Raw genomic sequence first — 24,893 nt, 5'->3', positions numbered from 1 at the left:
CGAATCAGTTGCCCTGCCTGATGTCGCTCAGCGAACCGCTGACATTGAGGAGCTCGTGACATGTGGACGCCTGCTTGCCCGAGGCCGGGGTGCCCGGGGACTCGCAGGTCACACTCGCCGTCACGGCCTGGTCTTCGGAGACCTGGATGGGAGTCACCCAGTGGTAGTCCTGGTTGCGGAAGGTCTCCAAGGCGATCGTGGTGATCGTCTGGTTTCCGGCCGTGATGGTCAATAGCCCTTGGTCGCCTTGGAAGTTGGCGGCCACGATGTCCGTGATGTCGAAGACCTTGCCGTGCGGCACCTGGTAAGTGCCCACGGCGGAGGCGGCGTTCGCGCTCTGTACGTCGATCGTCGCGGAACTCTGCGAACCGGTGCCCGGCACCGCGAGGCCGCCCGGGCCGGGGGTGCGGCCGCCGGGACCGGAACTCGGCTGCCCGGCGCCCGGCTTGTTCTGGCCACCGGGGCTCGCACCGGAATGGGCCGGCGTCGCGCCGGCTTCGGGGGCGCCGGGGGTCGGAGCCGGGGCGGGGGTGGCGGACTGCTGGGCGACGGCCTTCTCGGCGGCCTGCTTCGCCGAGCTGCGCACCGCCGGGCGGACCAGGGCGAACCAGGCCAGCAGCAGGGCGAGCAGCGCCGCCAGAAGAGCGAGCAACCACTTGGGGAGGATCGGCAGTTGAATGAACTCACCGTCCAGGGTCGGACGTTGAGCAGCCGTCAGGGCTGGGGTCGGGGTGGTCTCGGCCGTGCCCTCCGGACCCTTGCCGTCCGCCCCCTTGCCCTCTGCGCCCTTGCCGTCCGGGCCCTTGCGGGCTTCGGGCTCCTCCGGGCCCACCGTGACCTCGAACGGCCAGGACGCCGGCTTGCCGAACCAGATCAGCTTGCGGGTGCGTGCCTGCAGCCGCACCTCGCCGGACTCGCCGGGAGCGAGGCGCAGCCGCTCCGGGGTGACCTGGAACCGCAGGTCCTCGCCGGCCTGTCCGGGAGTGAGGACGACGGTGCCCGGAGCGTTCCCGAGATTGCGCACCGAGGTCCGGTAGCGTCCGCGCAGCCAGCCTCGGCGACGGCGCGGCGCGAGGGCGGCCTGCAACTCGTGGAACGGGGTCACGGTGACCGTGGTCTCCGGAACCGTCACCAGCTCGGGGCGTTCGGCCGGCAGCACCCGGATGCCGAGCGGGAAGTCACCGGCCCGCGCGGCGGGCGAACGCGGCGGAGCCAGGCGCACCGTCACCGTCTCGGACGTCCCCGGGAAGAGCGAGACCCGGGCCGGTTCCACCGTCGTCCAGGCGGCACAGTCGCCGACCACCTCAAGCGAGTACGCCTCAACGATGTCGAGGTCGTTGCGTACCGTCAGGGTCGTGGTGGCCACGCCACCGGGGGCCACCGTCAGTGCGGGCAGGCCGAGTTCGGCGGATGTGGTCATAGCGTGACGGTAGGACCTCCGGACGGTCCGAGGAGAGGGCCGTACGGGCAAGCCGTGGGCACACCCCTTGCCCGTACGGACCGACCGACCCCGTCCGGTGCCGTCGGCGCACCGCGCGGACCGCTGCCCGCACCCCCCAGAGCCACGGCCCGCGCTGTCCGACGGCGGCCGGCCGTCACCACCACAGGTCCCCTGGAGAATGGAGTGTTCGATGACGTCGACCGACACAACCCGTACATGCCGTGAGGAAGCCGTCAGCACCCTGCGGACGACGGTGGCACCTCGGTCCGGCCGCGCCCGCCCGTCCGGCAACGCCCGCCCGTCCGGCACCGCCCGCCCGTCCGGGGCAGGCGGCGCCTCCGCCCAGGTGCGGGCCAAGCCGGACCAGGTGCGCGTGGCGGTGTACGCGGAGGACATCATCCTGCAGACCGGTGTGGTCCAACAGCTGCGCCAGCGGCCCGAGGTGGAGCTGCTGAGCGAGAGCGAGGCGGCGCAGGCGGAGGTCTCCCTGCTGGTGGTCGACGCCATGACCGAGACGGTGGCCGAGCACCTGCGCCGGCTGCGGCTCGCCTCGTCGGGCGCGATAGGCCTGGTGGTGGGTCACTTCGAGGCCGGCGGGCTGCAGACGATCGTCGAGTGCGGGGTCGCCGCCGTGCTGCGCCGCTCGGAGGCGGACCAGGACCGGCTGGTACACCTCATCACCGCCCTGGCCAACGGCGAGGGCGTGATGCCCGGGGACCTCCTCGGCGAGCTGCTCGACCGGATCGGGATACTCCAGCGCACCATGCTCGACGGGCGGGGCCTGACCCTGTCGACCCTGACCGCACGGGAAGCCGACATGCTGCGGCTGGTCGCCGAGGGCTTCGACACGAGTGAGATCGCCGCCCAGACCTCGTACTCCGAACGCACCGTCAAGAACGTGCTGCACGAGATCATCACGCGGCTGGGCCTGCGCAACCGGGCGCACGCGGTGGGGTACGCCATGCGGCGCGGCCTGATCTGAAGGCCGCGGCCGTGGCGGCCTGCCCTTTGGGGACACAGGTTGTTACCCCCGGCTCGGGCGTCCGGACTCTGTCCCCGGGGGCCCGAGCCGGGGAGACTGCGGGGAGACCGCCCCTGCCATCCTGAGAGGTCGAGCGTGATCGGCGCCACCGGCACTCCCCGCTCCATCCGGCGGCCGGCCCGGGCCGCCGCCGCCGTCCTGCTCGCCATGGCGGCGGCCGTGGTGACCCTGGGCACCGCCGCCCCCGGCGGACAGGGCGCCACCACGGTCCCGGCCGCCGCGGCCGACCCGGCGGCCGGGCGGATCGCCTTCGCCGGCACCGACCACCGCGGCCTCGGCCGGGTGACCGGCACGGCGACCAGCACCCCGCTGTTCGGGCCCGGCCCGATCCACTTCGACCAGGACCCCTCGGCCCGGGGCGACGAACTGGTCTTCACCAGCCTGCGGGACAGTCAACTGCCCCAGGTCTACCTGCGCGACGCGGCCGGCGCGGTCCACAAGCTCACCACCGGCAGGGACACCGGCCACCCCGCGCTCGCCCCGGACGGCAAGGCCGTCGTCTTCGAGGCGCTGGAGCCCACCGGGACCGGCGGCGCCCCCCGGCACGCCCTGTGGGTCGTCAACCGGGACGGTAGCGGGCTGCGCCGGCTGACCGACGGCCCGGCCGACGAGACGCATCCGACCGTCTCGCCCGACGGCAAGTGGGTCGCGTACGCCTGTACCGGCGACCCGGCGCACACCCAGATCTACCTGCGGCCGTTCGCCGGCGGCGCGCCAGTCAAGGTCACCGACGTGACCAGCGGAAACGCCGTCGACCCGACCTGGAACCCGGTGAACGACGACGCGCACCGCAACCAGATCGTCTACACCTGGGACCAGGGCGACCAGGGCCGCACCCTGATGCTCACCTCGCCCACCGGCGGCGACAAGGCGTTCTTCCTGCGCACCGGCTCCACGTGGCGCACCGGTTCCGCCGCCTGGATGGCCGACGGCAGCGGGGTCCTCTTCCTGAGCTCCGACCTGCCCCCGGCCAACCCCCCGGCGCAGCAGCCCGAACCGCCCCGGCCGCCGGTCGTCAACCTGTACCGCGCGCCGACCTGCTCCTGCGACGACCCCCGACTGCTCTACAGCACCGACCGGTCGATCGCGACGCCGGCCTGGCTGGGCAGCCAGGACAAGGGCGGGCCGGTGGTGGAGCAGACCAGCGCCACCACCGCCAACGTCGCCGACCTCCAGGACGTCCGCCCCGACGGGGCCGACCCGCGCGACCTCGGCATCAGCGTGCTCCGGGAGGACCCGGCCGCCGACACCAACACCGACCCCGACCCGGCCGCCGACCCGCTCTTCCACCCCCGCCCCGGTTACGACCCCTGGTACGAGCGGCAGACCTACACACCCGACGGCCGGCAGATCGCGGTGACCCGCTACGAGGACGCCGAGGCCGGGCGGATCCAGCGGATCTGGCTGGCCGACGCCGACGGCGCGAACCCGCACCCGATGAACCTGGCCGGCCGCGGCCCCGCCGATCGGGACACCGACCCCTCCTTCTCGCCGGACGGCAAGCTGCTCGTGTTCAGCCGCAGCACCCCAGGCCGCGGACAGGAACCGGGCCGTCCCGGACGGATCCTGATCGCCCAGGTGTCCACCGGGGCGATCGTCGGCACCGTAGAGCCGCCGGCCGGGCAGGCGGGCGCCTCCGACGGCGAGCCCTTCTGGTCCCCCGACGGCAAGCTGATCGCCTTCTCCAGGACCGAGGTGATCAACGGCAACGCCGGCAACATGCACATCTGGACCGTGCCCGCCGACGACCTCGCCCGGCAGGCCGACCTGAGCCGGGCAGCCTGCCCGGGCAGCTGCAACGTCATCGACGACAGCCCGGTGTTCTCACCCGACGGCCGGCGCATCGCCTTCAACCGCAAGGCCGGTGACGGCGGGAACAACCGGCGGGACGGCGTGCTCGTCACCTCGCCCACCGGCAGCGACTGCACGGTGATCCTGCCCACCGCGCTCCGCGGCCAGAAGAACGCCTGCACCCGGCCGCTGCCCGACACCTCCGAAAGCGGCCCGTTCCAGCCCCGCGACGTCGCCTGGACGGCGAACGGCGCGCAACTGGTGCTCACCTCCCGCCGCGCCCTGCCGCCCAACTCGCCGGAGGGACTGGCCGTCTACGACTTCGCGGCCGGCACCCTCACCCCGCTCGACCGGCGGCTGCCGGGACGCCAGAAGGAGCCGACCGTCCAGCAGTCCGTCGACCTGGCACTGAGCGCGCCCGAGCGGACCCCCGCGGTCCCCGTCCAGGGCGGCACCGACGTGACGATCACCGTCACCAACAAGGGCCCCGCGCCATCGCCCGGCACCGTCCTCACCGCCTCGGTGCCCACCGGCGCCCGGCTCGGCGGGCTGACCAGCCCCGTCGGGCAGTGCGACGCCGCGGCGCTGCGCTGCGACCTCGGCACCCTGGCACCGGGCGCGGTGGTCCGGGTGACCGCCCGGCTCATCGGCACCCGCACCGGCACGCAGGAGTTCGGCTGGAGCGTCACCGGGACGGTGGCCGACCCGAACCCCGGGGACGACTCCGCCCGGACCTTCCTGCCGGTGCTCGACGCGCCGACGCCCTCGCCGACGCCCACGCCGTCACCGAGCCCGACGCCGACACCGACCGTCACCCCGACCCCGACCCTGTCCCCGACGCCGACCACCGCCCCGACCCCCGCACCGCCGCCGCCCGCCCCTGCCCCCGCCCCGGCCCCGGCCCCGGCACCGCCGCCGCAGGCCGGACCCGGGGTGTCCGTCGACGCCCAACCGAACCCCGGCTACGTCGGCGGCCACGTGACGGTCAGCTACACGGTGCGCAACACCGGACAGGCCCTCGCGACGGGGCTGCGCCTGACCCTCGGCCTGCCCGCAGGCGTGCCCACCGAGTCGCTGCCCCCGGGCTGCCGGGCCGGGACCTGCGACCTGGTCGACCTCTCCCCGGGCGGCAGCCAGGTGGTCCGGGTGGTGCTGTCACCCGACGCGGCCCTGCAGACCACCATCACCGCGGAGCTCACCACCACCGGCACCGACGCCACCCCGGGACCGCACCGGGCGAGCACCCCGCTGCGCATCCTGCAGCCCCGCATCGTCGCGGTGCCGCCGATCGGCAAGCCCGGCTTCGTGACCTCCGTGCGCGGCTTCGACTTCCCGCCCGGCGCGCCCGTCCGCTTCACCTGGCAGCCCGGCATCACCGCGGCGGCGGCACCGACGTACCCGCGGGCCGACGGCACCTTCGCGGGCCAGCTGCTCATCCTCCCCAAGGACGAGACCGGCCCGCGGACCATCACCGCCGACGGCCCCGGGTTCTCCCCGGTGACCACCCCCTTCCTGGTGGTCGAGGGCAGCGTCGGCCCGCCGGGGGAGGTGGACCGGCGGTGATCCACGAAGTCGACGAGGCACTGCGGTTGCTGCTCGCCGAAGCCGGTCTGCCGGAACGCGGAGTCGAGGTGGTCTTTGATGCGCCCACCCGCGACTTCGCCGCCCGGCGCACCGCTCCGACGGTCAGCGTCTTCCTCTACGGGATCCGCGAGGACACGGACCGACGGCAGGCCGGCGCCGTCGCCGAATACGACGAGGACGGCGTCGTGGTCGGCCACCGGGCCGCGCCCCGATGGTTCGAGCTGGCCTACCTGGTCACCGTCTGGACCAACCGGCCGCAGGACGAACACCGGCTGCTGGCCGAGGTCCTGCAGTGCCTGACCACCGTGGACGCGCTGCCCGCCCGGATGCTCACCGGGACGCTCGCCCAACTCGGACTGACCGTCGGGATCGACATCACGGGGCGCGACACCGGCCTGCCGTCGGTGTCCGACGTCTGGTCCGCGCTCGGCGGGGAACTGCGGCCCTCGATCGACCTCAGGGCCCTCGCCCCGCTGCCCGGCGGGCTCAGCCCCGCGGGGCCGCCGGTCACCGAAGGCCTGGTCGTACGCGTCGAGGACACCAGCCGGGAGGCCGGGGCCGGCACCCCGGAGAGTGCGGCACCCGCCGACGGGCCGGGCCGCCGACTGCGCTACCACGGCGGCGCGGACCCCGGACCGGACGGCTTCGCCGCGCCCCGGGACCGCGAGCTGCCGCCGGGCCGCCGGCCACGGGGCAGGGCGCGATGAGCCTCGACCTCGGGTCGGCCACGCCGGTCCCGTCGGCCACGCCAGCCACGCCGGACCCGGGCCCGCCAGTCCCGTCGGTGACGTCGGTGACGTCGGTGACGGAAGCCGCGTCGTCCCCGGAGGCCACCGACGGGGCACCGGCCGGACCCGACCACCTCTGGGAACGGCTGCACCGCGTCGAGCAGCGGGTCCGCAGCGCGGTGTGCGAGCGCCGGGCCGACGACCCGGACCCGGACGACCCGTACCGCGGCCAGTACCTCAGCCCGGAGGCGGTGGAGCGGATCCTGGCGGCCTCCGCCACGGCCTTCCGCGACGGCGGAGCCCCCGGCGACGGTCCCGCGCCGCCGCCCGGCTCGCGGCTCGCCCGGCTCGGCGAGGCCTTCGGGCTGCTCCCGGTGGATGTCGAACTCCTGCTGGTGGCCCTCGCCCCCGACCTCGACACCCGCTTCGAACAGCTCTACGGCTACCTCAACGACGACCTGACCAGACGCCGGGCGACCGTCGGGCTGGCCCTCGAACTGTGCGGACTGTCAGGGGCCGGCGCCGACCGCTTCCGGTTCTCCGTACGGGCCCCGCTGATCGCCGGCGGCCTCCTGGACGTCGCCGAGCCGGAGCGCCCACTGCTCTCCCGCACCCTGCGCGTGCCGGACCGGGTGACGGCCCACCTGCTCGGCGACGACGAGCCGGACGGCGCGCTCGCCGGGCTGGCCCGCCGCGCCACCCCCGGGCCCGACCCCGGCGCCGGAGCGGCCGCGGAGTTCGTCGACCGGGTGCGCGCGGCCGCGGCGGACGGCGGACTGGTGCACCTGCTGGACCGGGACGGGCACGCCGGGCCGCCGGCCGTGGCCGCCCTCGCCGCCGACGGCCGGCCGCCCCTGGTCATCGACGCCGCCGCGCTTGCCGCCCGCCCGTCGCCGGGCATCGTGCGGGTGCTCGCCCGCGAGGCGCGGTTGGCCGGGGGCGGTGTGGTGCTCGGACCGCTGGACCGGCTCGAACCCGAACGGCCCGAGCGGGCCGCCCTGTTGCGCGACCTGTGCGCGGAACTCGCGGGCGTCCCGCTGATCGTGCACGGCCCGCAGGTGTGGGACCCGGCCTGGTCGCGGGAGAGCCCGCTGGTGGTCACCGTCCCGCCGCCGGACGCGCGCGGTCGGACCGAACGCTGGGCCCGCGCCCTGACCGGTCCGTCGGACGGCGGTGAGCCGGACCCGCTGAGCGAGGAGCTGGCCGAGGCGGTGGCCGCCTACCGGGTGGACCAGGAGAAGCTGGAGCGGGCCGCCGCCGTGGCGGCCAGGACGGCGGCCGCCGAACGGCGCCCCGTGCGCGCCGAGGACGTGCGGGCCGCGGTGCGCGCGCAGAACGCCGCGGGCCTGGCCCGCCTGGCCCGCCGGATCGAACCCGCCGTCGGCTGGGCCGACCTGGTGCTGCCCGATCCCACCGCGGGCCGGCTGCGCGAGCTCGTGCTGCGCGCCCGGCACCGCGACCAGGTGCTCGGGCAGTGGCGGATGCGGCCGGGCGGCGGTCGGGGCAACGGCGTGATCGCCCTGTTCGCGGGGGAGTCGGGCACCGGCAAGACGATGTCGGCCGAGGTCGTCGCCGCGGAGCTCGGCATGGAGCTGTACGTCGTGGACCTGTCCACCGTGGTGGACAAGTACATCGGTGAGACCGAGAAGAACCTGGAACGCATCTTCACCGAGGCCGCGCAGGTGAACGGCGTCCTGCTGTTCGACGAGGCGGACGCGCTGTTCGGGAAGCGCTCGCAGGTCAAGGACGCCCAGGACCGCCACGCCAACGTGGAGACGGCCTACCTGCTGCAGCGCATGGAGTCGTTCGAGGGGATCGCGGTGCTGACGTCCAACCTGCGGGCCAACCTCGACGAGGCGTTCACCCGCCGGATCGACGTCATCGCGGAGTTCCCGCTGCCGGACGAGGCACAGCGGCGCGTGCTGTGGGACCGCTGCCTGGGGCCGCGGCTGCCCCGCGGTGACGACCTCGACCTGGACTTCTGCGCCCGGCACTTCGAACTCACCGGCGGCTCCATCCGGGCCTGCGCGGTGTCCGCGGCCTACCTGGCCGCCGGAGCGGGCGCTCCGCTGGGCATGGCACAGCTGGTCGCCGCGGTGGTCGGCGAGTACCGCAAGCTCGGCCGGCTGGTGCTGGAGAGCGAGTTCGGGCCGTGGCTGAGCGTCCTCGGGGACGCCGGGCGCACCTGACCGCCCGTCCGCCTGTCCGCCCGCTCGCCCGCACGTCCGCCCGCCCGCTCGGCGGCGGGCGGTGGGGCCTGCGGGTACCCGTCGTGGTGGCCGCCGGGGGCAGTCGTTCTTGCCCCCGGTCCGGGACCTCGGGACATGTCCCCGGACGGTGCCCGGGCAGCAGACTCGGGGACGAATGACCGGCCACCCGAAGGAGCGCGAATGCCGTCGTACCTGACCCCGGGCGTGTACGTGGAGGAGGTCCAGTCCGGTGCCCGGCCGATCGAGGGCGTCGGCACGGCCGTCGCCGCGTTCGTCGGCTTCGCCGAGACCGGCCCCTTCCACGAACCCACGCTGGTGACCAACTGGGACCAGTACGTCCAGCGGTTCGGCGGGTTCACCGAGGGCACCTACCTGGCCCACTCGGTCTACGGCTTCTTCGCCAACGGCGGCGGTTCCGCCTACGTGGTGCGGGTCGGCGACCCGGCTCGGCAGGCCGCCGCCGGTGCCCCCGCCCCGGCCGTCGGAGCGCCCGCGCCCGTCGCGGTCTCCGGCTTCCTGTTCTCGGCCCTGCCCGGCGCCGGCGGCGAGGTGTCCGTCGAGATCGCCGACGCGGAGGGCGAGAACGTCCCCGAGGACCGCTTCCGCCTGCTGGTCCGCCGGGGCGCCGAGGTCGTGGAGACCTACGACGTCTCGACCCGCAAGAGCACCAAGGGCTACGTCGTCACCCAGCTGCGCGAGTCGAAGCTGGTCGCCGTCACCGAGCAGGCCGGCACCGCGCCGAGCCGCCCCGAGCGCCGGACCCACGCCCTGGCCGCCGCCCCCGCGCCCGCCACCGGGCCGGTCGCGGCCGCCGCCGCCCGGCTCGACCCCGCCGAGTACGTCGGCGACTCCGCCGCCCGGACCGGTTTCTCCGGCCTGGAGGCGATCGACGAGATCACCATGGTCGCGGTGCCCGACCTGATGAGCGCCTTCCAGCGCGGCGACATCGACGCCGAAGGCCTGCGCACCGTCCAGCTGGCCGTCATGTCGCACTGCGAGCAGATGGGCGACCGGATCGCCGTCCTGGACCCGCCGCCCGGCCTCAACGCCCAGCAGATGCGCAGCTGGCGCAACGACGAGGCGGGCTTCGACTCCCGCTACGCCGCCCTGTACTACCCGTGGATCAAGGTCTTCGACCCGGCCACCGGCCGCAACGTCATGGTCCCGCCGAGCGGGCACGCCGCCGGCGTGTGGGCGCGCAGCGATGCCGAGCGCGGCGTGCACAAGGCGCCCGCCAACGAGGTCATCCGCGGCGCGGTCGACCTGGAGATCCGTCTCAGCAAGGGCGAGCAGGACCTGCTCAACCCGATCGGCGTCAACTGCGTGCGGGCCTTCCCCGGGCGCGGCATCCGGATCTGGGGCGCCCGCACCCTCTCCTCCGACCCGGCCTGGCGCTACCTCAACGTGCGCCGGCTCTTCAACTACCTGGAGGAGTCCATCCTCCTGGGGACCCAGTGGGTGGTCTTCGAACCCAACGACGACCGGCTGTGGTCCAGCATCCGCCGGAACATCACCGCGTTCCTCACCGAGGAGTGGCGGCGCGGGGCGCTGTTCGGCCAGACCGCGGCCGAGGCCTTCTACGTCAAGTGCGACCGCGACAACAACCCGCCGGAGTCCATCGACCTCGGCCAGGTGATCTGCGAGATCGGCGTCTCTCCGGTGAAGCCGGCGGAGTTCGTGGTGTTCCGGCTGTCCCAGTTCTCCGACAGCACGAGCCTCGTCAACGAGTGACCGGCACGGTCGGCATCCATCGGAAGGTAACAGCACGTCATGGCTGAAGGCGATCCGCTCTCCACACACATCTTCGGCGTCCAACTCGGCGGTTACAACGTCGAGTCCGTCAAGGAGATCAGCAACCTGACGGTCGACCAGGAGGTCGTCGAGTACAAGCAGGTGACCCAAGAAGGCAAACTGATCGTCCGCAAGCAGCCGGGCGCCCGGATGCCGGGCGAGGTGACGATCACCCGCGGCCTCGACAAGAGCAGCGCGTTCTCCAACTGGATCAAGGAGACGCTCAACAACGGGGCGATCAACACCGCGCGGCAGAACCTCACCATCGAGGTCAAGGACACCACCGGCGCCACCCTGCGGCGCATCCAGCTGACCAACGCCTGGGCGAGCCGCTGGGAGGGCCCCACGCTCACCGCCGGCGAGTCCAGTGCCGCGTCGGAGACCGTGACCATCGTGTTCGAGGAGATCAGCGTAGAGTGAGGCGGAAGATCGGCCTGGAGGAACTCCTCGAACGGGCCCCGGCCGCGCAGAGCACCGCGCCACCGGCACAGCAGCCCGCCGGGCCGTCCGGGTATCCTGGGCCGTCCGGGCCCCAACGGCGCGCGCCGCACACCGAGTTCGAGTTCGAGCTGCCGCTCGGCTACGTCGACGACGAGGGTGGCGTGCACCGGCACGGCACCATGCGCCTGGCCACCGCCCGCGACGAACTGATGCCGCAGATCGACCTGCGGGTCAAGGAGAACCCGGCCTACCTGAGCGTGGTGCTGCTCAGCCACGTCATCACCAGGCTGGGCGACCTCACCGACGTGCACACCGGCATCGTCGAGCGGATGTACGCCACCGACGTCGCCTTCCTCCAGGACCTCTACCAGCGGATCAACAGTGAAGGCCACACGCGCGCCGCGGTGACCTGCCCGCACTGCGACGGCGCCTTCGAGGTCGACCTCGCCGGTGGGCGCCTGGGGGAATCGTGACGTACGCGCCTGCTCGGCTGTACGAGGAGATCGCGTACATCGCCTATCACTTCCACTGGCAGCGGGAGGACATCCTCGACCTGACCCACCGCGAACGCGGGCAGTGGGTGCGCGAGATCGCGCGGATCAACACCCGTGTCAGCGAAGGCGGGTGAGCCGGGTGGGGCTTCGGGACTGGATCAGCCGCCGGAAGGCGGGTGAGGCGGCGGACGGTGATGTCGGCGGTCTCGGCGGTGCCGGCGTTGTCGATGGTGGCTCCGGCGACGGTGTCGGTGGTGGCTCCGGCGACGGTGCCGGGGCAATGGCCGGGGTTTCCGGTGCCGGCGGTGCCGGTCGGCGTGGCCCGGCCGCGGGGGACGGAGGGTGGCGCGCGGTACGGCCGCTCGCCCCGACCCTGTCCGGGGCGGCGCGTGGGGTCAGCGACGGCCTGACGTTCAGGTCCCGGCTCGCCGCGTGGCAGGACCCCTCGCTGAGCGGCCCGCTCGGCCATGCGGTCCTGCCGTCCGCCCCGGCGGGGATCCTGCGGGCGATGGTGCGGCCGGTCGCGCCGGCCGCACCCGTCGCGGGCGGGGACCAGCTCGCCATGCCGGTCGCCACGGGTACGTTCGGGGCGGGAGAGCCACGGGCGGACGAAGCGGAGCCGGCGGCGGACTCGGGGGCGTCGAGGAAGGCGCGGCCGGTTCAGCGGTCCGGCGCGGTACGGCGGCTTCCCGTGCGGTCGGCGCCGCGAACGGCGCGCTCGGCTCGGGCCGACCGGCCGGCGGCTTCGGAGGGCGGTCGCGGCGGTAACGGTGGTGTGCCGACGGTTGGTGAGCGCACGGTTGGCGAGCTCACGCCCGGCGCGGGAATGCCCGGTGCGGGAATGCCTGGTGCGGTTGCCGCGTCGGCGCGCCGGAGCGAAGCCGTGGGTCCGGCCCGCCCGGTGCGGCCCCGCCCCGTCGGCGAAGCGCTGATCGTGGCGCGGCGCCCCCGGTCGCTGCCCGCGCGCCCGGTGACGGCGGTCCCCGGGACAGCGGTGCCGGTGACGGCGGTTCCGGTGCCGGCGGTGCCAGCGGCAGGTGGGACGCCGGGTGCCGTCTCCGGGTTGCCGAGCCGCAGCCCGGAGACGGCCGGTGGCACGGGTTCGCCCGCGACCGGCGAGGCCGCCGTGCGGACGGCAGCCGGCCCGGGTGTCACCGCCGGGACCGCGCGAAGCGGGCCGGCCGAAGGGACCGTCCAGCGTGCTGCCCTGCCGGGCACCGCTGCGCCCGCCCGCCCGGTCCTCGGTGCGCCGATGACCTCCCTTCCCGCGAGCGCCTCACCCGTGGCCCGGGCCGCCACCGGCCCGCAGCTCCCCGACGCAGCCTCGGGCCCGCAGGCCATGCCGGTCGTCCCCGCCGACGCGAAGTCCACCGGCACCGAGTCGGGTGGACTCGACGCCACCCAGGACCGGCGTGCCCGTACGGCTGTCGAGCCGGGCGGCGCGGCGCCGCCCCGCCCCGCGCGTGGGCCCGTCGGCGCCGGACCCGTCCAGCGCACGCCGTCCGGGGCCGGTGCCTCCTCGCAGCCACCGCTGTCCACACCACCGTCCGCACCGTCATCCCATCCGTCGGCGCCGACTCCCGAACGTGCCGGACAGGTACGCCCCGACCCGTCGCCCGCCGCCCGTACCCGAGGGGGCCTCGGTGCGCCCCTCGACGCGCTGCCGCCGACGGCCACAGCGCCGGGCCGCCCCGCCCCGCTGCTCGGTGGGCGAGCACCGGTCCGACGGATCACGACCCCGACGACGGGTGCTGCCACAGGCGGCAGCACCGGGAGCGCGGCGGAGCAGGGCACGCCCGCCGCCACGGCGCCGCTGGTCGGCGAGGGGCCGCGGGTGCAGCGCGCCGTCCGGCGTTCCGGCGACGGCCCGGCGGAGTCGCCGGCCGGACCTCAGGGCGGCAACGACGGACTGGTCCCAGGCCGGGGCCCGGTCGGCGGAAGGCCCGGTGTGCCACCCACCGTCCGGCGCTCCGGCGACGGCCCGGCGGAGTCGACAGCTCGACCTCAGAACGGTGGACCGGACGTGCCCACCGCTGCAGCCGCGCCCGTGGTCGGCGAGGGGCCGCGGGTGCAGCGCGCCGTCCGGCGTTCCGGCGACGGCCCGGCGGAGTCGGCAGCCCGGTCCCAGAACGGCGATGACGGACGGTCGGCGGGCCGAAGCGGCCCGGCCGACGGTGGTTCCGGTGCGCAGACGAGTCGGGAGCACCGGGCGGGCACCGCGCCGCAGCCGGTCGCCCCTGCGACCCGGGCCCGCCCGGCCGGGGACCCGAGCCACGGTGGCGCTCCGCTCGGAAACGGTGCTGGTGTCGGTGTCGGTGCCGGTGTCGGCCCGGCGGTTCCCGCGCGGCCGGTGACCGGAGGCTGGGGCGTGCAGCGCGCCGTGGCACGCACCGGTCCGAGGCGTGGGCTGATCGGTGAGCGCCCGATGAGGTTCGCCCTCGCCGCCCCGCCGACGCCGCCCGCGACCGGGACGGGCGCTCGGCCCGGCGCAGGCACGGCGGCGCCGGCCCCACCCGTGGTGCCGGCCGTCTGGCCCAGGGCGCTCCAGCCGCGTACGGACGGCGAATCGGCTGCCGAGCCGGCGGCGCCCGGAGGCCGGGGTCGCGGGCCTGCGGCTGCTCCGCAGCGTTCGCGTTCGCGGCATACGCCCGGCGCGGGGGACGGCCGTACCGCCGTCGGGCAACCGGCTTCGCAGGGAAGGTCGTTGGGAACCGGCGCTGCGGGGCCCGCAGTCGTGCAGGGCCGCCAGTCATCCGGCGCGGCTGCGGTGCAGCGTTCGTCGGAGCGAGGCGGCGGCCGGGGGACGGCCGATCACCCTTCAACGCGCGGGAGTTCGGCGCTGCCGGGCCCCGGTCCGGCAGCCACGGCGCCGGGCAGGCCATCCGGCGTGGGCGCGGTACGGGGGGTTGCGGCTGCGGTGCAGCGTTCGCTTTTTTCTCGGCGTCCATCGGCCCGGCGAGACGCCCGGCCGGCGACCGATGACCCGTCGGCGCAGGGGAGTTCGGTGCCGGGCGGCTCGTCCGGTGCGGTGCGCGGGGTCGCGGCTGCGCTGCAGCGTTCGCGTGCGTGGCGTCCCTCCGACCGGGTGGACGGCCGGGGGGCGGGCGATCACCCGTCGGCGCGAGGCAGTTCGGCGCCATCCGGCCCACCCGGCACCGCTGGCCAGGCCGCCCCGACCGGGCCCACGGACCCGCCGCGCGCCCTGCCCGGCCGGGCCCGTGCGGCGGTTCCGACCGCGGGCGGCCCGGTGCCCCCGGCGCTCGGGCGGCCGCAGGGTGGCACCACCAACGCGGGTGGCCCGGCCATACAGCGTGTCGTCGCACCGGCGTCCGCAGGGCGTCCGGGGCCCGGCGGCTCCGCTTCGCCGTCCGCTGCCGCGCCCACGGCTCCGCGCCCGCCCGTGGTCCGACTCGCGACGCTGACGGCCCCGTCGGTCCAGCGGCTCCCGGCCGCCGGCCGGCTTCCCCAAGCCTCCGCGCCGCCGCCGGGCCGGGCGGCGGACCCGCAGCTTCCCGTGGCAACCTCGCCCGTCGCGTTGCGCGCCACGAGCGCTCCTGTCGTACCGTCCGCCCTCTCCACGACGACCGGGCCTGCGTCACCGGCGCCCAAGCCGCCACCGGCGGGCACGGCGCGGGTGTTGCAGCGGGTGGCCGAGCAGGCAGGCCTGGTCGGGGTGCCGTTGACCGCCGTGCCGGCCCGTACGCCGACCACGGTGCAGGCCGCCCCGCCGATCAACTCGCCCTCCCGGACGGGTTCCTCGCCGCCCGCCGGCGGATCACCGGCCGAGACGGGGGGCCAGGGGCCCGCCGACCTCGACGAGCTGGCCCGGCGCCTGGTCGAACCGGTCGGACGGCTGCTGCGCACCGAGCTGCGCAGGGGGAGGGAGCGCAGCGGGCGGCCGTACGACGGGCGCCGCTGAGCGCAACCGAGCAGAGCGCAGCGAAAGGGCGCAGCAGGCAGGGCGCAGCAGGACAGGACAGGCGGCCGGTTGGCGACCGCAGCAACGTGACCGGAAGCAGTACACAGGAATCAGGATGCGGAACCGATGACCGACAACATCTTCGCGACCAGCGTGTTCTTCAGCCTGACCATCGGCGGCAACGACCTGGGCGAGTTCACCACCTGCTCGGGGCTCGGCGCCCAGGTCGAGATCGAGCAGTACGCGGAGGGCGGCAACAACGGCTTCGCCTGGCAGCTGCCGGGCCGCATCACCTGGTCGAACATCACGCTGACCCGCGCGGTCACCGCGGACACCGTCAAGATCGCGCGCTGGCTGAACGAGATCGTCCGGAAGGTCGAGCCGAAGGACGGCGAGATCGTGGCGCTGCGGCCCGACTTGAGCCGGATCGTCGGCTGGCAGGTGCTCGGGATCGTCCCGGTGCGGTGGGAGGGGCCGTCCTTCGACCCCTCCAGCTCCCAGGCCGCGATGGAGACCCTGGAGATCGCCCACGCGGGCCTGCGCCCGTCCTGACGTCCCAGGCAGTCCCACCAGTCGTCCCCCGGCCGTCCCACCAGCCGTCCCAGCCACGTAAGGAGCACCCAGGATGTCCTCGGCGGTCCCCGCGAGCGTCACCCGGGCCCAACTGACCATCATGGAGCCGCCGTCGACGGTCGGCGCCCAGCCCGGCGGCGCGCTCGCGCAGCTCCAGCTCCAGTTCAACCCGGCGACCCTGGTGCTGCGCAAGACCACCGAGTGGCGGCGGACGCCGTCCCGGATGGCGGGCGAGTCGGCGTTGCCCGAGTTCGTCGGCAGCGGTCCGCGCTCGCTCTCCCTCGACGTGTTCCTGGACTCGACCGCGACCCACGACAACTCGGTGGAGCGGGCGGTGGAGAAGCTGATGACGGCGTGCGTGCCCACGCCGACCAGCCTGGCGCGCAAGACGCCGGCCAGTCCGTGGATCCGGCTGGACTGGGGCACCCTGAAGACGACGTCGTTCAACGGGGTGCTGACCGGCCTCTCCGTCACCTACACGCTGTTCGACGTGAACGGCAATCCGCTGCGGGCGGTCTGCTCGCTCACCATCGACGAGGCGAGCGTCGACCCGGCGGGCCAGAACCCGACCTCCGGCTCGCCGGAGGCCCGCAGCACCCACCGGGTGATCGCGGGCGACAGCCTGCCGCTGCTCGCCTGGCGCGCGTACGGGGACGCGACGGCGTGGCGCACCATCGCGGAGGCCAACGACATCGACGACCCGCTGGCCCTTGTCCCCGGCGCGGAGCTGATCGTGCCGGGGATCGACGAGCTCACCCGGGTGGGGCGGCCATGACCACTCCCGAGGCCCGGGGCGGCCGGTCGTTCGCCGCGGATCCGGTCGTCGAGGCGCCGGGCCCGCTGCCGCCGATCTGGGCGACCCAGCTGGTCTCCTGCGACATCGAGGAGAGCGTCGGCCTGCCCGACACCGCGGTGCTGGCCTTCCGGGACGCGAACCACACCTTCCTCGCCGCGACGGGGATCACCATCGGTACCAAGCTGCGGGTGTCCGTGGTCACCGTGCAGGGGCACACCCGGGCGCGGCTGTTCACCGGCGAGGTGACCGCGCTGGAGCTGGAGGTGGACACCACGGGCTCGTACACCGTGGTGCGCGCGTCGGCGGTCACCCACCGCCTGATGCGCGGGCGCCGGGTGAAGGCCTTCCGGAACATGACGACGGCCGACATCGTCCGCGAGGTCGCCGCGGGCGCGGGTCTGGCCTGCGGCCGGATCGACTCCTTCCCGGTCGTCCACCAGCAGCTCTCCCAGGCGAACGTCCCGGACTGGGAGTTCCTCCAGTTCCTGGCGCAGGAGAGCGGCGCCAACGTGCGCGTCGACGACGACGGGAAGCTGGAGTTCGTCCGGCCCGAGCCCGCGTCCGGGGCGCCGGCCCCCTCCACCCCCGCGCCGCAGAGCCCGCTGGTCCTGGAGTACGGCCGCAACCTGCTGGAGCTGCGCGGTGTGCTGACCGGCGCGGCCGGCGCGGACACGGTCGAGGCGCGCGGCTGGAACGTCACCACCAAGAGCGCCCTGGTCGCCACCGAGCCGTCGGTGACCTCCCGAACGGTGGTGCCGGGGATGAGCCCCTCGACGGTGACCTCCGCCTTCCCCGGACCCGCCCGGCTGACCGTCGCCGACACCCCGTACCGCACGCAGGCGGAGACCACCGCCGCGGCCCGGTCGCTGGCCGCCTCGGTGGCCGCCGGCTTCGGCGAGCTGGAGGTGGTCGCCGAGGGCAACCCGCGGCTGCGGGCGGGCACCGCCGTCGCCCTGGGGAACGTCGGCGCCGCCTTCTCCGGCCGCTACACCGTCACCGGGGCGCGCCACCTCCTCGAACCGTTCCGCGGCTACCGGACCACCGTGGTGGTCAGCGCGTCGCCCGACCGCTCCCTGGCCGGGCTGGTCACCGGCGGCAACGCGCCGCCGCGCGGGCCGCGGATGCCGGGCCTGGCCGTCGCCGTGGTCACCGACGTCCGGGAGCCGGGCGACGGGCAGCGCGGCTGGGTGAAGCTCAAGTTCCCGTGGCTGGACGACACCTACGTCTCCGACTGGGTGCGCACCGTGCAGTGGGGCGGCCACGGGGGCGGCGGCGTGGTCAGTCCCGAGGTCAACGACGAGGTGCTGGTCGGATTCGAGCAGGGCGACCTGGACAGCCCCTACGTGCTGGGCGGGCTCTACAACGGCGTGGACCGGCCCTCGTCGCACGACGTGCCGCTGGTCGACGCGGCCTCCGGCAAGGTCAACCGCCGCTCCGTGGTGTCCCGTTCGGGCCACCGCCTGGAACTGCTGGACGTGCCGGGCGGCGCCTCCGGGGTCCGCCTGGCGAGCGGGGACAAGAAGCTGGAGGTCAAACTCGACCAGCAGAACGGGGAGATCGTCCTGACCGTCCACGGCCTCGGCGGCGCGGCCGGCAGCACGGTGCGGCTCTCCTCCTCCGGCATCACCCTGGACGCGGGCACCGGAACGGTGGACGTGCGCGGCGGATCGGTGACCGTCCGGGGAACGACGGCGGTCACGGTGGACGGCGGGGCCGAGGCGGTCCTCAAGGGGGCGTTCGTGCGCATCAACTGACGGACCGTCGGAAAGCACCATCAGAGCAGAGCATCAGAGCATTGGAGACCGTACATGCCCCCCGCAGCCCGGACCGGCGACATGACCGATCACGGCGGCGCCCTCACCACCCCGCCGCCAGGCGCCCTCAGGGTGGCGACCGTGCTGATCGGCGGCCGGCCCGCCGCGGTGGTCGGCAGCATCCACGCCTGCGTCCCGCACGTGGAGATGGGCCCCGCCAACCTCGTCGAGCCCGAACTCGGCACGGTGACCGGGGGCGTGGTCCTGATCGGCGGCCTCCCCGCCGCCCGCCTGGGGGACAAGACGACCTGCGGCGCCACCATCACCACCGGCGCGTTCAACGTGCTGATCGGAGGCGTCGCGTGAGCGAGCGAAACAGGGAGAGGCACGCATGAGCGGGAGCTTCATCGGCCGCGGCTGGGCCTTCCCGCTGCGCGTGAACGCCACCGGCGGCATCGGCATGGTCGACCGGGACCGGGAACTCGCGGAGGCCATCCGGCTCATCCTCGGCACCGCCCCCGGCGAGCGGCCGATGCGCCCGGAATTCGGCTGCGGCATCCACGAGTACGTCTTCGCCCCGGGCGACAGCACCACCGCCGGGCGGATCGCGCGCGAGGTGCGCATCGCCCTGGAACGCTGGGAGCCGCGGATCGAGGTCGACGACGTGGTCATCGCCTTCGACAGCGTCGACGAGGGCACCCTCTACATCGACGTCCACTACACCGTGCGCGCCACCAACGACCGCCGCAACCTGGTCTTCCCCTTCTACACCATCCCGGAGTCCCCGGCCGCGGAGTTCTCCGCCGCTGAGTCCGCGGCCACAGGCTTCCCGGCCACAGGTTTCCCGGGCTCCGGGTTCCCGGCGACCGCGGGCGGGGGCGCGAGCTGATGGCCCTGCCCTCCCCGAACCTGGACGACCGCCGCTTCCAGCAGCTCGTCGACGAGGCCAAGCGGTACGTCCAGCAGCGCGCGCCGGAATGGACCGACCACAACGTCTCCGACCCCGGCGTCACCCTCATCGAGACCTTCGCCTACCTGGTCGACCAGCTGCTCTACCGGCTGAACCGGGTACCGGAGAAGAACTACGCCGCCTTCCTCGACCTGCTGGGCATCCGGCTCTTCCCGCCCGCCGCGGCCCGGGCCGAGGTCGACTTCTGGCTCTCCGCCCCGCAGCCCGAGACGGTCCTGCTGCGGGCGGGCACCGAAGTGTCCACGCTGCGCACCGAGACCGACGAGGCGGTGGTCTTCTCCACCGCCGACGACCTCCCGATCGTCCCCAGCTCGCTGGACCGGCTGGTCACCGTCAACGCCTCCGGGGAGCAGACCGACTGCACGGCCCGGCTGGCCGACGGCGCGGACGTCCGGTGCTTCCAGCCGCGTCCGATGGCCGGGGACGCCATGCTCTTCGCCCTGCCGGCCGTGGTGCCGCGCTGCATCCTGGTCGTCCGGCTGGACAGCCGGGTGGAGGGCGTCGGCGTCGACCCGCGCCAGCCGCCGCTGGCCTGGGAGGTGTGGGACGGCGCACGCTGGATCGCCTGCGAGACCGGCAGCGACACCACCGGAGGCCTGAACCGGCCCGGCGAGGTGGCGGTGTTCGTGCCCGCCGGACACGCCGCGTCGGTGGTCGCCGGCCGGCGGGCCGGCTGGCTGCGCTGCCGGGTCACCGAGCCGCAGCCGGGCCAGCCGTTCTACTCCGAGTCCCCCACCATCCGCCGGGCCGAGGTGTTCACGGTCGGCGGCACCGCGACCGTCGTCCACGCGCAGACCGTCACCGACGCGTCGCTCGGCTCCTCCGAGGGGGTCGCGGGCCAGCGCTTCCGGCTCGCCAGACCGCCGGTCCTGCTCGACGGCGAACCCCCGGTGGTCGAGGTCGCGGCCGGCGACGGATGGGAGCCGTGGGCGGTCGTCGAGCACTTCGGCGACTCCTCGCCCGCCGACCGGCACGTGGTGCTCGACGCGACCACCGGCGAGTTCCTCTTCCCGCCCGCGGTACGGGAACCCGACGGCAGCCTGCGCGCCTTCGGCGCGGTGCCGCCCAAGGGCGCCCGGCTGCGCGTCCCGCACTACCGCACCGGCGGCGGGATCGCGGGCAACGTCGCCCGGAGCACGATCACGGTGCTGCGCAGCTCCGTCCCGTACATCGCCCGGGTCGACAACCGCGAGGCGGCGAGGGGCGGGGTCGACGGCGAGACCGTCGAGAACGCCAAGCTGCGCGCCCCGCACCAGCTGAGGCTGCAGGAACGCGCCGTCACCGCCGGGGACTTCGAGCTGATCGCCGGGCAGGCCGCACCGTCCGCCGCCCGGATCAGCTGCGTGCCCGCCGACGGCGGCGAGGCGGGCGCGGTACGGGTGCTGGTGGTCCCCGACGCGGTCGCCGACGACGGCGAGCGGCTGCGGTTCGAGCAACTGATCCCCGACGAGCAGATGCTGGCCACCGTCGCGACGGCCCTCGACGAGCGGCGGCTGATCGGCACCCGGATCGTCGTACAGCCCCCCGCCTACCAGGGCGTGACGGTGGTCGCCCGGCTCACCACCCGCTCCCCGGACCCCGACCGGGTCCGGGAGGCGGTGCTCGCCGCACTGTACGGGTACCTCAACCCGCTGCGCGGCGGCGCCGACGGCTCGGGCTGGCCGTTCGGCCGGGCGGTGCAGTACGGGGAGGTGTTCGCCGTGCTCCAGCGGGAGGCCGCCGTCGCCGGGGTCGAGGAACTGCGACTGTTCCCGGCGGACCCGATCACCGGGCGCCGGGGCGCACCCGCGGAGCGGGTCGAGGTCCCGCCGGACGCCCTGGTCTTCTCCCACCAGCACCAGATCGTGGTCACCTCGGTCGCCGAGGACGGGCAGTCATGAGCGAGCGCAGCGGGGTTGGCGTCATCGGGGTGGGCGTATGAGCGAGCGCAGCGAGTTCATCATCGGGGGGTGCGTGTGGGCAAATGCCCCCGCCGAGCGCAGCGAGGTGGGCGCATGAGCGAGCGCAGCGAGTTCATCATCGGGGGGTGCGTGTGGGCGAATGCCCCCGCCGAGCGCAGCGAGGTGGGCGCATGAGTCGCGCGGCGGTCCCGGGACTGCCCAGCCCGCACCCGATCGGCGAGCTGCTTCCCGCGCTCTTCGCCGACGACGACTTCGCCCAGCGGTTCACGGCGGGCCTGGACACCGTCCTCGCCCCGGTCTTCGCCACCCTGGACAGCCTGCCCGCCTACTTCCAGCCCCGCCTCGCGCCGGCCGACTTCCTCGACTGGCTGGGGTCCTGGGTCGCGGTGGAGGTCGACGCGGCCTGGCCGACGGAGGTGCGCCGCGCGGTGGTCGAGCGCGCCGTCGAGTTGCACCGCTGGCGCGGTACCCGACGGGGACTCACCGAGCGGCTGCGGCTGGTATTGGACGCCGGCGCCGAGATCGTGGACGGCGGCGGCGCCACCTGGTCCACCGACTCCGGTGCCGCCCTGCCGTCCGCGCCGAACGGTGACGTGCTGATCCGGGTCTGGCCGCTGCGCGGTCCGGCGCTGGACGAGGACCAGGTGCTGTCCGTCGTCAGGGCGGGCTGCCCGGTCCACCTGACGTGCCGGGTGGAGATCCTGCCCGGTCCACCCGGGCGAGTGGAGGTTTGACGGATGCCGGTGTGCCCCGAATGTGGAACGGCCAACGGGGAGGGTGACGACTTCTGCGGCAACTGCGGTGCCTACCTGGGGTGGTCGCGCGGGACCGCCGCTCCGGCTGCGTCCGCGCGGGCAGCTGCCGGGCCCGAGGCTGAGCCTGCCGCGACTGCCGCGACTGCCGCGACTGCCGCGGCTGCTGTGCCCGCTGCGCCTACCGCTCGCAATGCGCCCGCCGCTCCCACTGCGCCTGCGGAGCCCGCTGCACCCGCCGTGCTCGAGCCCGCGCGCACCGAATCCACGTGGCGGACCGTGTCGCGACGGGTGACGCGCGGCAGGAGGGAGCAGCCGCCCGTCCGGGACGCCGAGACGCCGCCCCCGCCCCTCGAGGAGCCGCCGGCCCCGCCGGCCGCCGAGACCTCGCGCTCGACCTCGGCCCGCGTGCGTCCGGCACCCGCTCCGGCTCCGGCTCCCACGCCGACGCCGGCTACGCCGCCGAATCCGGAACCGGTCCCGGCCTCCACACCGGTCCCGACTCCCGAGCAGGCCCCGACGACGGCTCCCGAGCCGCCCGCGACTCCCGAACCGCAGGCCGACCCGGTGGCCGTGCAACCCGCCAAGCCCGTCGCACCCCGCCCCGTCGTCCGGGCTTCCGCGGCCGACGAGGCGCAGGACGGCCCGCCCTGCCCCCGGTGCGGCACGCCCAACCTGCCCGAGCGGAAGTTCTGCCGCCGCTGCGCGGCTCCGCTGACCGTCACCGCCGCCGCGCCCAAGTTGCCGTGGTGGCGCACCCGTTGGCCGTTCCGGCGCCGGGTACGGATCGGTGGTTCGGGTAACGCGCTGCGCCGCACCATCGCCCTGCTCGTGCTGGTCGCGGTGGTGGTCGCCGGGGTCCTGCTGTACCCGCTCGGCAAGAACGCCTACCAGGACGTGCTGGACAAGCTCGGCAGCACCGCGCCGATCACCCCTTCCGAGACCTCGGCGAGCGCCGCCGTCGAGGGCCGTCCCGCGTCCTCGGCCGACGACGGTCTCACCAACACCTACTGGGGCGCACCCGCGATCGGGGACTCGATCACGTTCGGCTTCCGGAGCCCGTTCCGGCTGGTGGACCTGATCATCCACACCGGTGACTCCACCGACCCGGAGCACTTCCGGCAGCAGGCCCGTCCGCTCGTCCTGTCCCTGGAGATGACGGCCTCGAACGGAGAGCAGCACCGGAAGCAGATCACGCTCAACGACCAGCCGGGCCCGCAGACCGTGGCGACCGGGATCAGTGACGTCGTCCAGGTGAAGCTCACCGTCCGCGAGGCCGCCGGGACCGGCCCCGGCCGGGCCATCGCTCTGGCGGAGGTGGAGTTCTTCAAACGGACCTGAGCACGGCGGCGATCAACTGGGCGATGGCCGCGTTTATCGCTCATTTACCGTGCGTCAACGTACAGTTGGTGGGATCGACATGTCCACATCAGGACATCGACGAGAAGGAGTGCCTTCCTTGACCACTCACCCCAGGTACGGTGCCGCCCGGCGGACGGTTCCGGCGATCACGGCGGCGCTGTGCGGGATCGTCGGTGCGACGGCGGTCGGCGCGACCCCGGCGGCAGCAGCCGACCAGCGTCACCCGATCTACGCCATCGCCCACCGGGTCGACACCGTGGACGGCGTGGACGCCGCGCTCAAGCACGGCGCCAACGGCATCGAGATCGACGTCTGCGCCTGGTGGAACCCGAACGAATGGCGCGCCTACCACGACTGTTCCTCGGCCGGTGAGAACCGCCTCGGCCCCAGCTTCGACAGCATGATCGACCGCATCCTCTCCAACGCCAACGCGGGGCGCCGACTGTCGCTGGTCTGGTTGGACATCAAGGACCCGAACTACTGCGGGGAAGAACCGAACCGCACGTGCAGCGTCGCCGGGCTGCGGGACAAGGCCCAGCGGCTGACGGCCGCCGGGATCCAGGTGCTCTACGGCTTCTACGAGTACCACGGCGGGAACACGCCGGACGTCGGCGGCCGGGGCTGGAAGAGCCTCGAGGGCAAGCTCGGCTCCCTGGAGGGCATCACGACAACCGGAAGCCGCGACACGGTCCGAAGCGCCTTCGAGCGCTCCGGCTCCGGCTTCCCGACCGGCCACCGGGCGATGGACTACGGCGACAGCGACATCACCAAGGGGTTCGGCAACTGCACCGAGGCCACCTACAACACCTGCGCGGAACTGAAGAAGGGAGCAGCGGACCGCGCCTCGGGACAGCTCGCGGCCACGCTCTCCTGGACGACCACCTACAACGACCCCTGGTACGTCGACAAGCTGCTGGGCGACGCCCGGGTCGACGGCATCATCGCCGGCTACGGAGCCTTTACCGGAGTGCGCGAGTACGACGACAGCTGGCAGTGCGCCAACGCCGTCAACCTCGTCCGTGACTGGGTGAACCACCACAGCTCCACCCACCGCATGGCCACCAGCGGCGACCGCCTGTTCAAGTGAGAGGACAGATAGCGGACAGGTAGGGGACAGGTACACGTAGGGGACAGCCTCGGGCCGCACCCGGTGCAGACCGGGTGCGGCCCGAGGCTGCCGCTGTGCGGCCTCGGCCGGTGCATTTGTTCTTGGGCACGGAGTAGGAGTACTGTCTCCCAGTCGCTTGGCTGGGAGCACCGGACACGCATCTGCGCGGACGGTCCCGGAGCGGCCAATCCCCTGAAACACCGGTTCCCGGTTCGGGCTGAGTCGTGTCTTGTCGC

Annotated in this window: 19 protein-coding genes and 1 pseudogene; 19 read left to right on the top strand and 1 reads right to left on the bottom strand. The window is 74.5% G+C overall.

Features of this window, described 5'->3' with window-relative positions:
• Positions 1–4 precede the first annotated feature (4 nt).
• The gene (locus ACZ52R_RS41140) at positions 5–1,420 is read right to left on the bottom strand and encodes a COG1470 family protein (protein ID WP_465626346.1); all 1,416 of its coding nucleotides are present in this window, start codon (positions 1,418–1,420) and stop codon (positions 5–7) included.
• Between the two features lie 211 nt (positions 1,421–1,631).
• Here ACZ52R_RS41140 and ACZ52R_RS41135 point away from each other — a divergent pair, with 211 nt between their 5' ends.
• The 19 genes and pseudogenes from ACZ52R_RS41135 (at position 1,632) to ACZ52R_RS41045 (ending at position 24,636) form a co-directional block, all read left to right on the top strand.
• Entirely contained in the window at positions 1,632–2,423 is a 792-nt protein-coding gene (locus ACZ52R_RS41135; protein WP_465626344.1) for a response regulator transcription factor, read from the top strand.
• Between the two features lie 207 nt (positions 2,424–2,630).
• Positions 2,631–5,837, top strand: coding sequence for a hypothetical protein (locus ACZ52R_RS41130; RefSeq protein WP_465755336.1), 3,207 nt, complete (start codon positions 2,631–2,633; stop codon positions 5,835–5,837).
• Positions 5,834–6,565, top strand: coding sequence for a Pvc16 family protein (locus ACZ52R_RS41125; protein ID WP_465626342.1), 732 nt, complete (start codon positions 5,834–5,836; stop codon positions 6,563–6,565). Before ACZ52R_RS41130 ends, ACZ52R_RS41125 begins: the two co-directional genes overlap by 4 nt.
• An 86-nt stretch (positions 6,566–6,651) precedes the next feature.
• The gene (locus ACZ52R_RS41120) at positions 6,652–8,775 is read left to right on the top strand and encodes an ATP-binding protein (RefSeq protein ID WP_465755335.1); all 2,124 of its coding nucleotides are present in this window, start codon (positions 6,652–6,654) and stop codon (positions 8,773–8,775) included.
• Positions 8,776–8,976: 201 nt separating this feature from the next.
• Positions 8,977–10,527, top strand: a complete 1,551-nt coding sequence (locus tag ACZ52R_RS41115; protein ID WP_360509024.1) for a phage tail sheath family protein — start codon at positions 8,977–8,979, stop codon at positions 10,525–10,527.
• A 39-nt stretch (positions 10,528–10,566) separates the two neighbouring features.
• The gene (locus tag ACZ52R_RS41110; RefSeq protein WP_350524442.1) at positions 10,567–11,007 is read left to right on the top strand and encodes a phage tail protein; all 441 of its coding nucleotides are present in this window, start codon (positions 10,567–10,569) and stop codon (positions 11,005–11,007) included.
• Complete coding sequence (locus ACZ52R_RS41105; RefSeq protein ID WP_360509022.1) at positions 11,004–11,501, top strand: hypothetical protein; 498 nt, start codon at positions 11,004–11,006, stop codon at positions 11,499–11,501. The genes ACZ52R_RS41110 and ACZ52R_RS41105 overlap by 4 nt, the downstream gene beginning before the upstream one ends.
• Positions 11,498–11,656, top strand: coding sequence for a DUF6760 family protein (locus ACZ52R_RS41100; RefSeq protein WP_360509020.1), 159 nt, complete (start codon positions 11,498–11,500; stop codon positions 11,654–11,656). The genes ACZ52R_RS41105 and ACZ52R_RS41100 overlap by 4 nt, the downstream gene beginning before the upstream one ends.
• A 3,512-nt stretch (positions 11,657–15,168) precedes the next feature.
• On the top strand, positions 15,169–15,441 hold the full coding sequence (locus ACZ52R_RS41095) for a hypothetical protein (protein ID WP_360509018.1): 273 nt from the start codon (positions 15,169–15,171) through the stop codon (positions 15,439–15,441).
• A gap of 126 nt (positions 15,442–15,567) precedes the next feature.
• Entirely contained in the window at positions 15,568–15,993 is a 426-nt protein-coding gene (locus ACZ52R_RS41090) for a phage tail protein (protein WP_360509016.1), read from the top strand.
• A 73-nt stretch (positions 15,994–16,066) separates the two neighbouring features.
• Entirely contained in the window at positions 16,067–16,789 is a 723-nt protein-coding gene (locus ACZ52R_RS41085) for a CIS tube protein (RefSeq protein WP_360509014.1), read from the top strand.
• Complete coding sequence (locus ACZ52R_RS41080) at positions 16,786–18,564, top strand: VgrG-related protein (RefSeq protein ID WP_465626337.1); 1,779 nt, start codon at positions 16,786–16,788, stop codon at positions 18,562–18,564. Before ACZ52R_RS41085 ends, ACZ52R_RS41080 begins: the two co-directional genes overlap by 4 nt.
• A 54-nt stretch (positions 18,565–18,618) precedes the next feature.
• Positions 18,619–18,930 carry a PAAR domain-containing protein gene (locus ACZ52R_RS41075; RefSeq protein WP_360509011.1) on the top strand — a complete coding sequence of 104 codons (312 nt, stop codon included), beginning with the start codon at positions 18,619–18,621 and terminating at the stop codon, positions 18,928–18,930.
• 25 nt (positions 18,931–18,955) lie between these two features.
• Entirely contained in the window at positions 18,956–19,453 is a 498-nt protein-coding gene (locus ACZ52R_RS41070) for a GPW/gp25 family protein (protein WP_360509009.1), read from the top strand.
• Positions 19,453–21,414: a putative baseplate assembly protein gene (locus ACZ52R_RS41065; RefSeq protein WP_360509007.1), complete on the top strand. Its 1,962-nt coding sequence runs from the start codon at positions 19,453–19,455 to the stop codon at positions 21,412–21,414. The genes ACZ52R_RS41070 and ACZ52R_RS41065 overlap by 1 nt, the downstream gene beginning before the upstream one ends.
• A 191-nt stretch (positions 21,415–21,605) precedes the next feature.
• On the top strand, positions 21,606–22,169 hold the full coding sequence (locus ACZ52R_RS41060; protein ID WP_465626333.1) for a phage tail protein: 564 nt from the start codon (positions 21,606–21,608) through the stop codon (positions 22,167–22,169).
• Between the two features lie 3 nt (positions 22,170–22,172).
• Positions 22,173–22,241: pseudogene (locus ACZ52R_RS41055) on the top strand (zinc-ribbon domain-containing protein); the annotation flags it as partial.
• Between the two features lie 513 nt (positions 22,242–22,754).
• A complete protein-coding gene (locus ACZ52R_RS41050; protein WP_465626356.1) occupies positions 22,755–23,528 on the top strand; it encodes an NADase-type glycan-binding domain-containing protein in 774 nt (257 codons plus the stop codon).
• 118 nt (positions 23,529–23,646) lie between these two features.
• Complete coding sequence (locus tag ACZ52R_RS41045; protein WP_465626331.1) at positions 23,647–24,636, top strand: PI-PLC domain-containing protein; 990 nt, start codon at positions 23,647–23,649, stop codon at positions 24,634–24,636.
• The last annotated feature ends 257 nt before the right edge of the window (positions 24,637–24,893 follow it).

It is taken from the genome of Kitasatospora sp. NPDC034023 (assembly GCF_055575795.1).
Note: the sequence above shows the minus strand (reverse complement) of the source record. Positions and strands in the feature narration are given on the sequence as shown.

Excerpts from the sequence above, each read along its gene's own strand:
- ACZ52R_RS41115 (WP_360509024.1), top strand. The coding sequence starts at position 8,977 with ATGCCGTCGTACCTGACCCCGGGCGTGTACGTGGAGGAGGTCCAGTCC.
- ACZ52R_RS41075 (WP_360509011.1), top strand. The coding sequence starts at position 18,619 with ATGCCCCCCGCAGCCCGGACCGGCGACATGACCGATCACGGCGGCGCC.
- ACZ52R_RS41090 (WP_360509016.1), top strand. The coding sequence starts at position 15,568 with ATGACCGACAACATCTTCGCGACCAGCGTGTTCTTCAGCCTGACCATC.
- ACZ52R_RS41065 (WP_360509007.1), top strand. The coding sequence starts at position 19,453 with ATGGCCCTGCCCTCCCCGAACCTGGACGACCGCCGCTTCCAGCAGCTC.
- ACZ52R_RS41135 (WP_465626344.1), top strand. The coding sequence starts at position 1,632 with ATGACGTCGACCGACACAACCCGTACATGCCGTGAGGAAGCCGTCAGC.
- ACZ52R_RS41080 (WP_465626337.1), top strand. The coding sequence starts at position 16,786 with ATGACCACTCCCGAGGCCCGGGGCGGCCGGTCGTTCGCCGCGGATCCG.
- ACZ52R_RS41130 (WP_465755336.1), top strand. The coding sequence starts at position 2,631 with ATGGCGGCGGCCGTGGTGACCCTGGGCACCGCCGCCCCCGGCGGACAG.
- ACZ52R_RS41140 (WP_465626346.1), bottom strand. The coding sequence starts at position 1,420 with ATGACCACATCCGCCGAACTCGGCCTGCCCGCACTGACGGTGGCCCCC.
- ACZ52R_RS41070 (WP_360509009.1), top strand. The coding sequence starts at position 18,956 with ATGAGCGGGAGCTTCATCGGCCGCGGCTGGGCCTTCCCGCTGCGCGTG.
- ACZ52R_RS41060 (WP_465626333.1), top strand. The coding sequence starts at position 21,606 with ATGAGTCGCGCGGCGGTCCCGGGACTGCCCAGCCCGCACCCGATCGGC.
- ACZ52R_RS41085 (WP_360509014.1), top strand. The coding sequence starts at position 16,067 with ATGTCCTCGGCGGTCCCCGCGAGCGTCACCCGGGCCCAACTGACCATC.
- ACZ52R_RS41110 (WP_350524442.1), top strand. The coding sequence starts at position 10,567 with ATGGCTGAAGGCGATCCGCTCTCCACACACATCTTCGGCGTCCAACTC.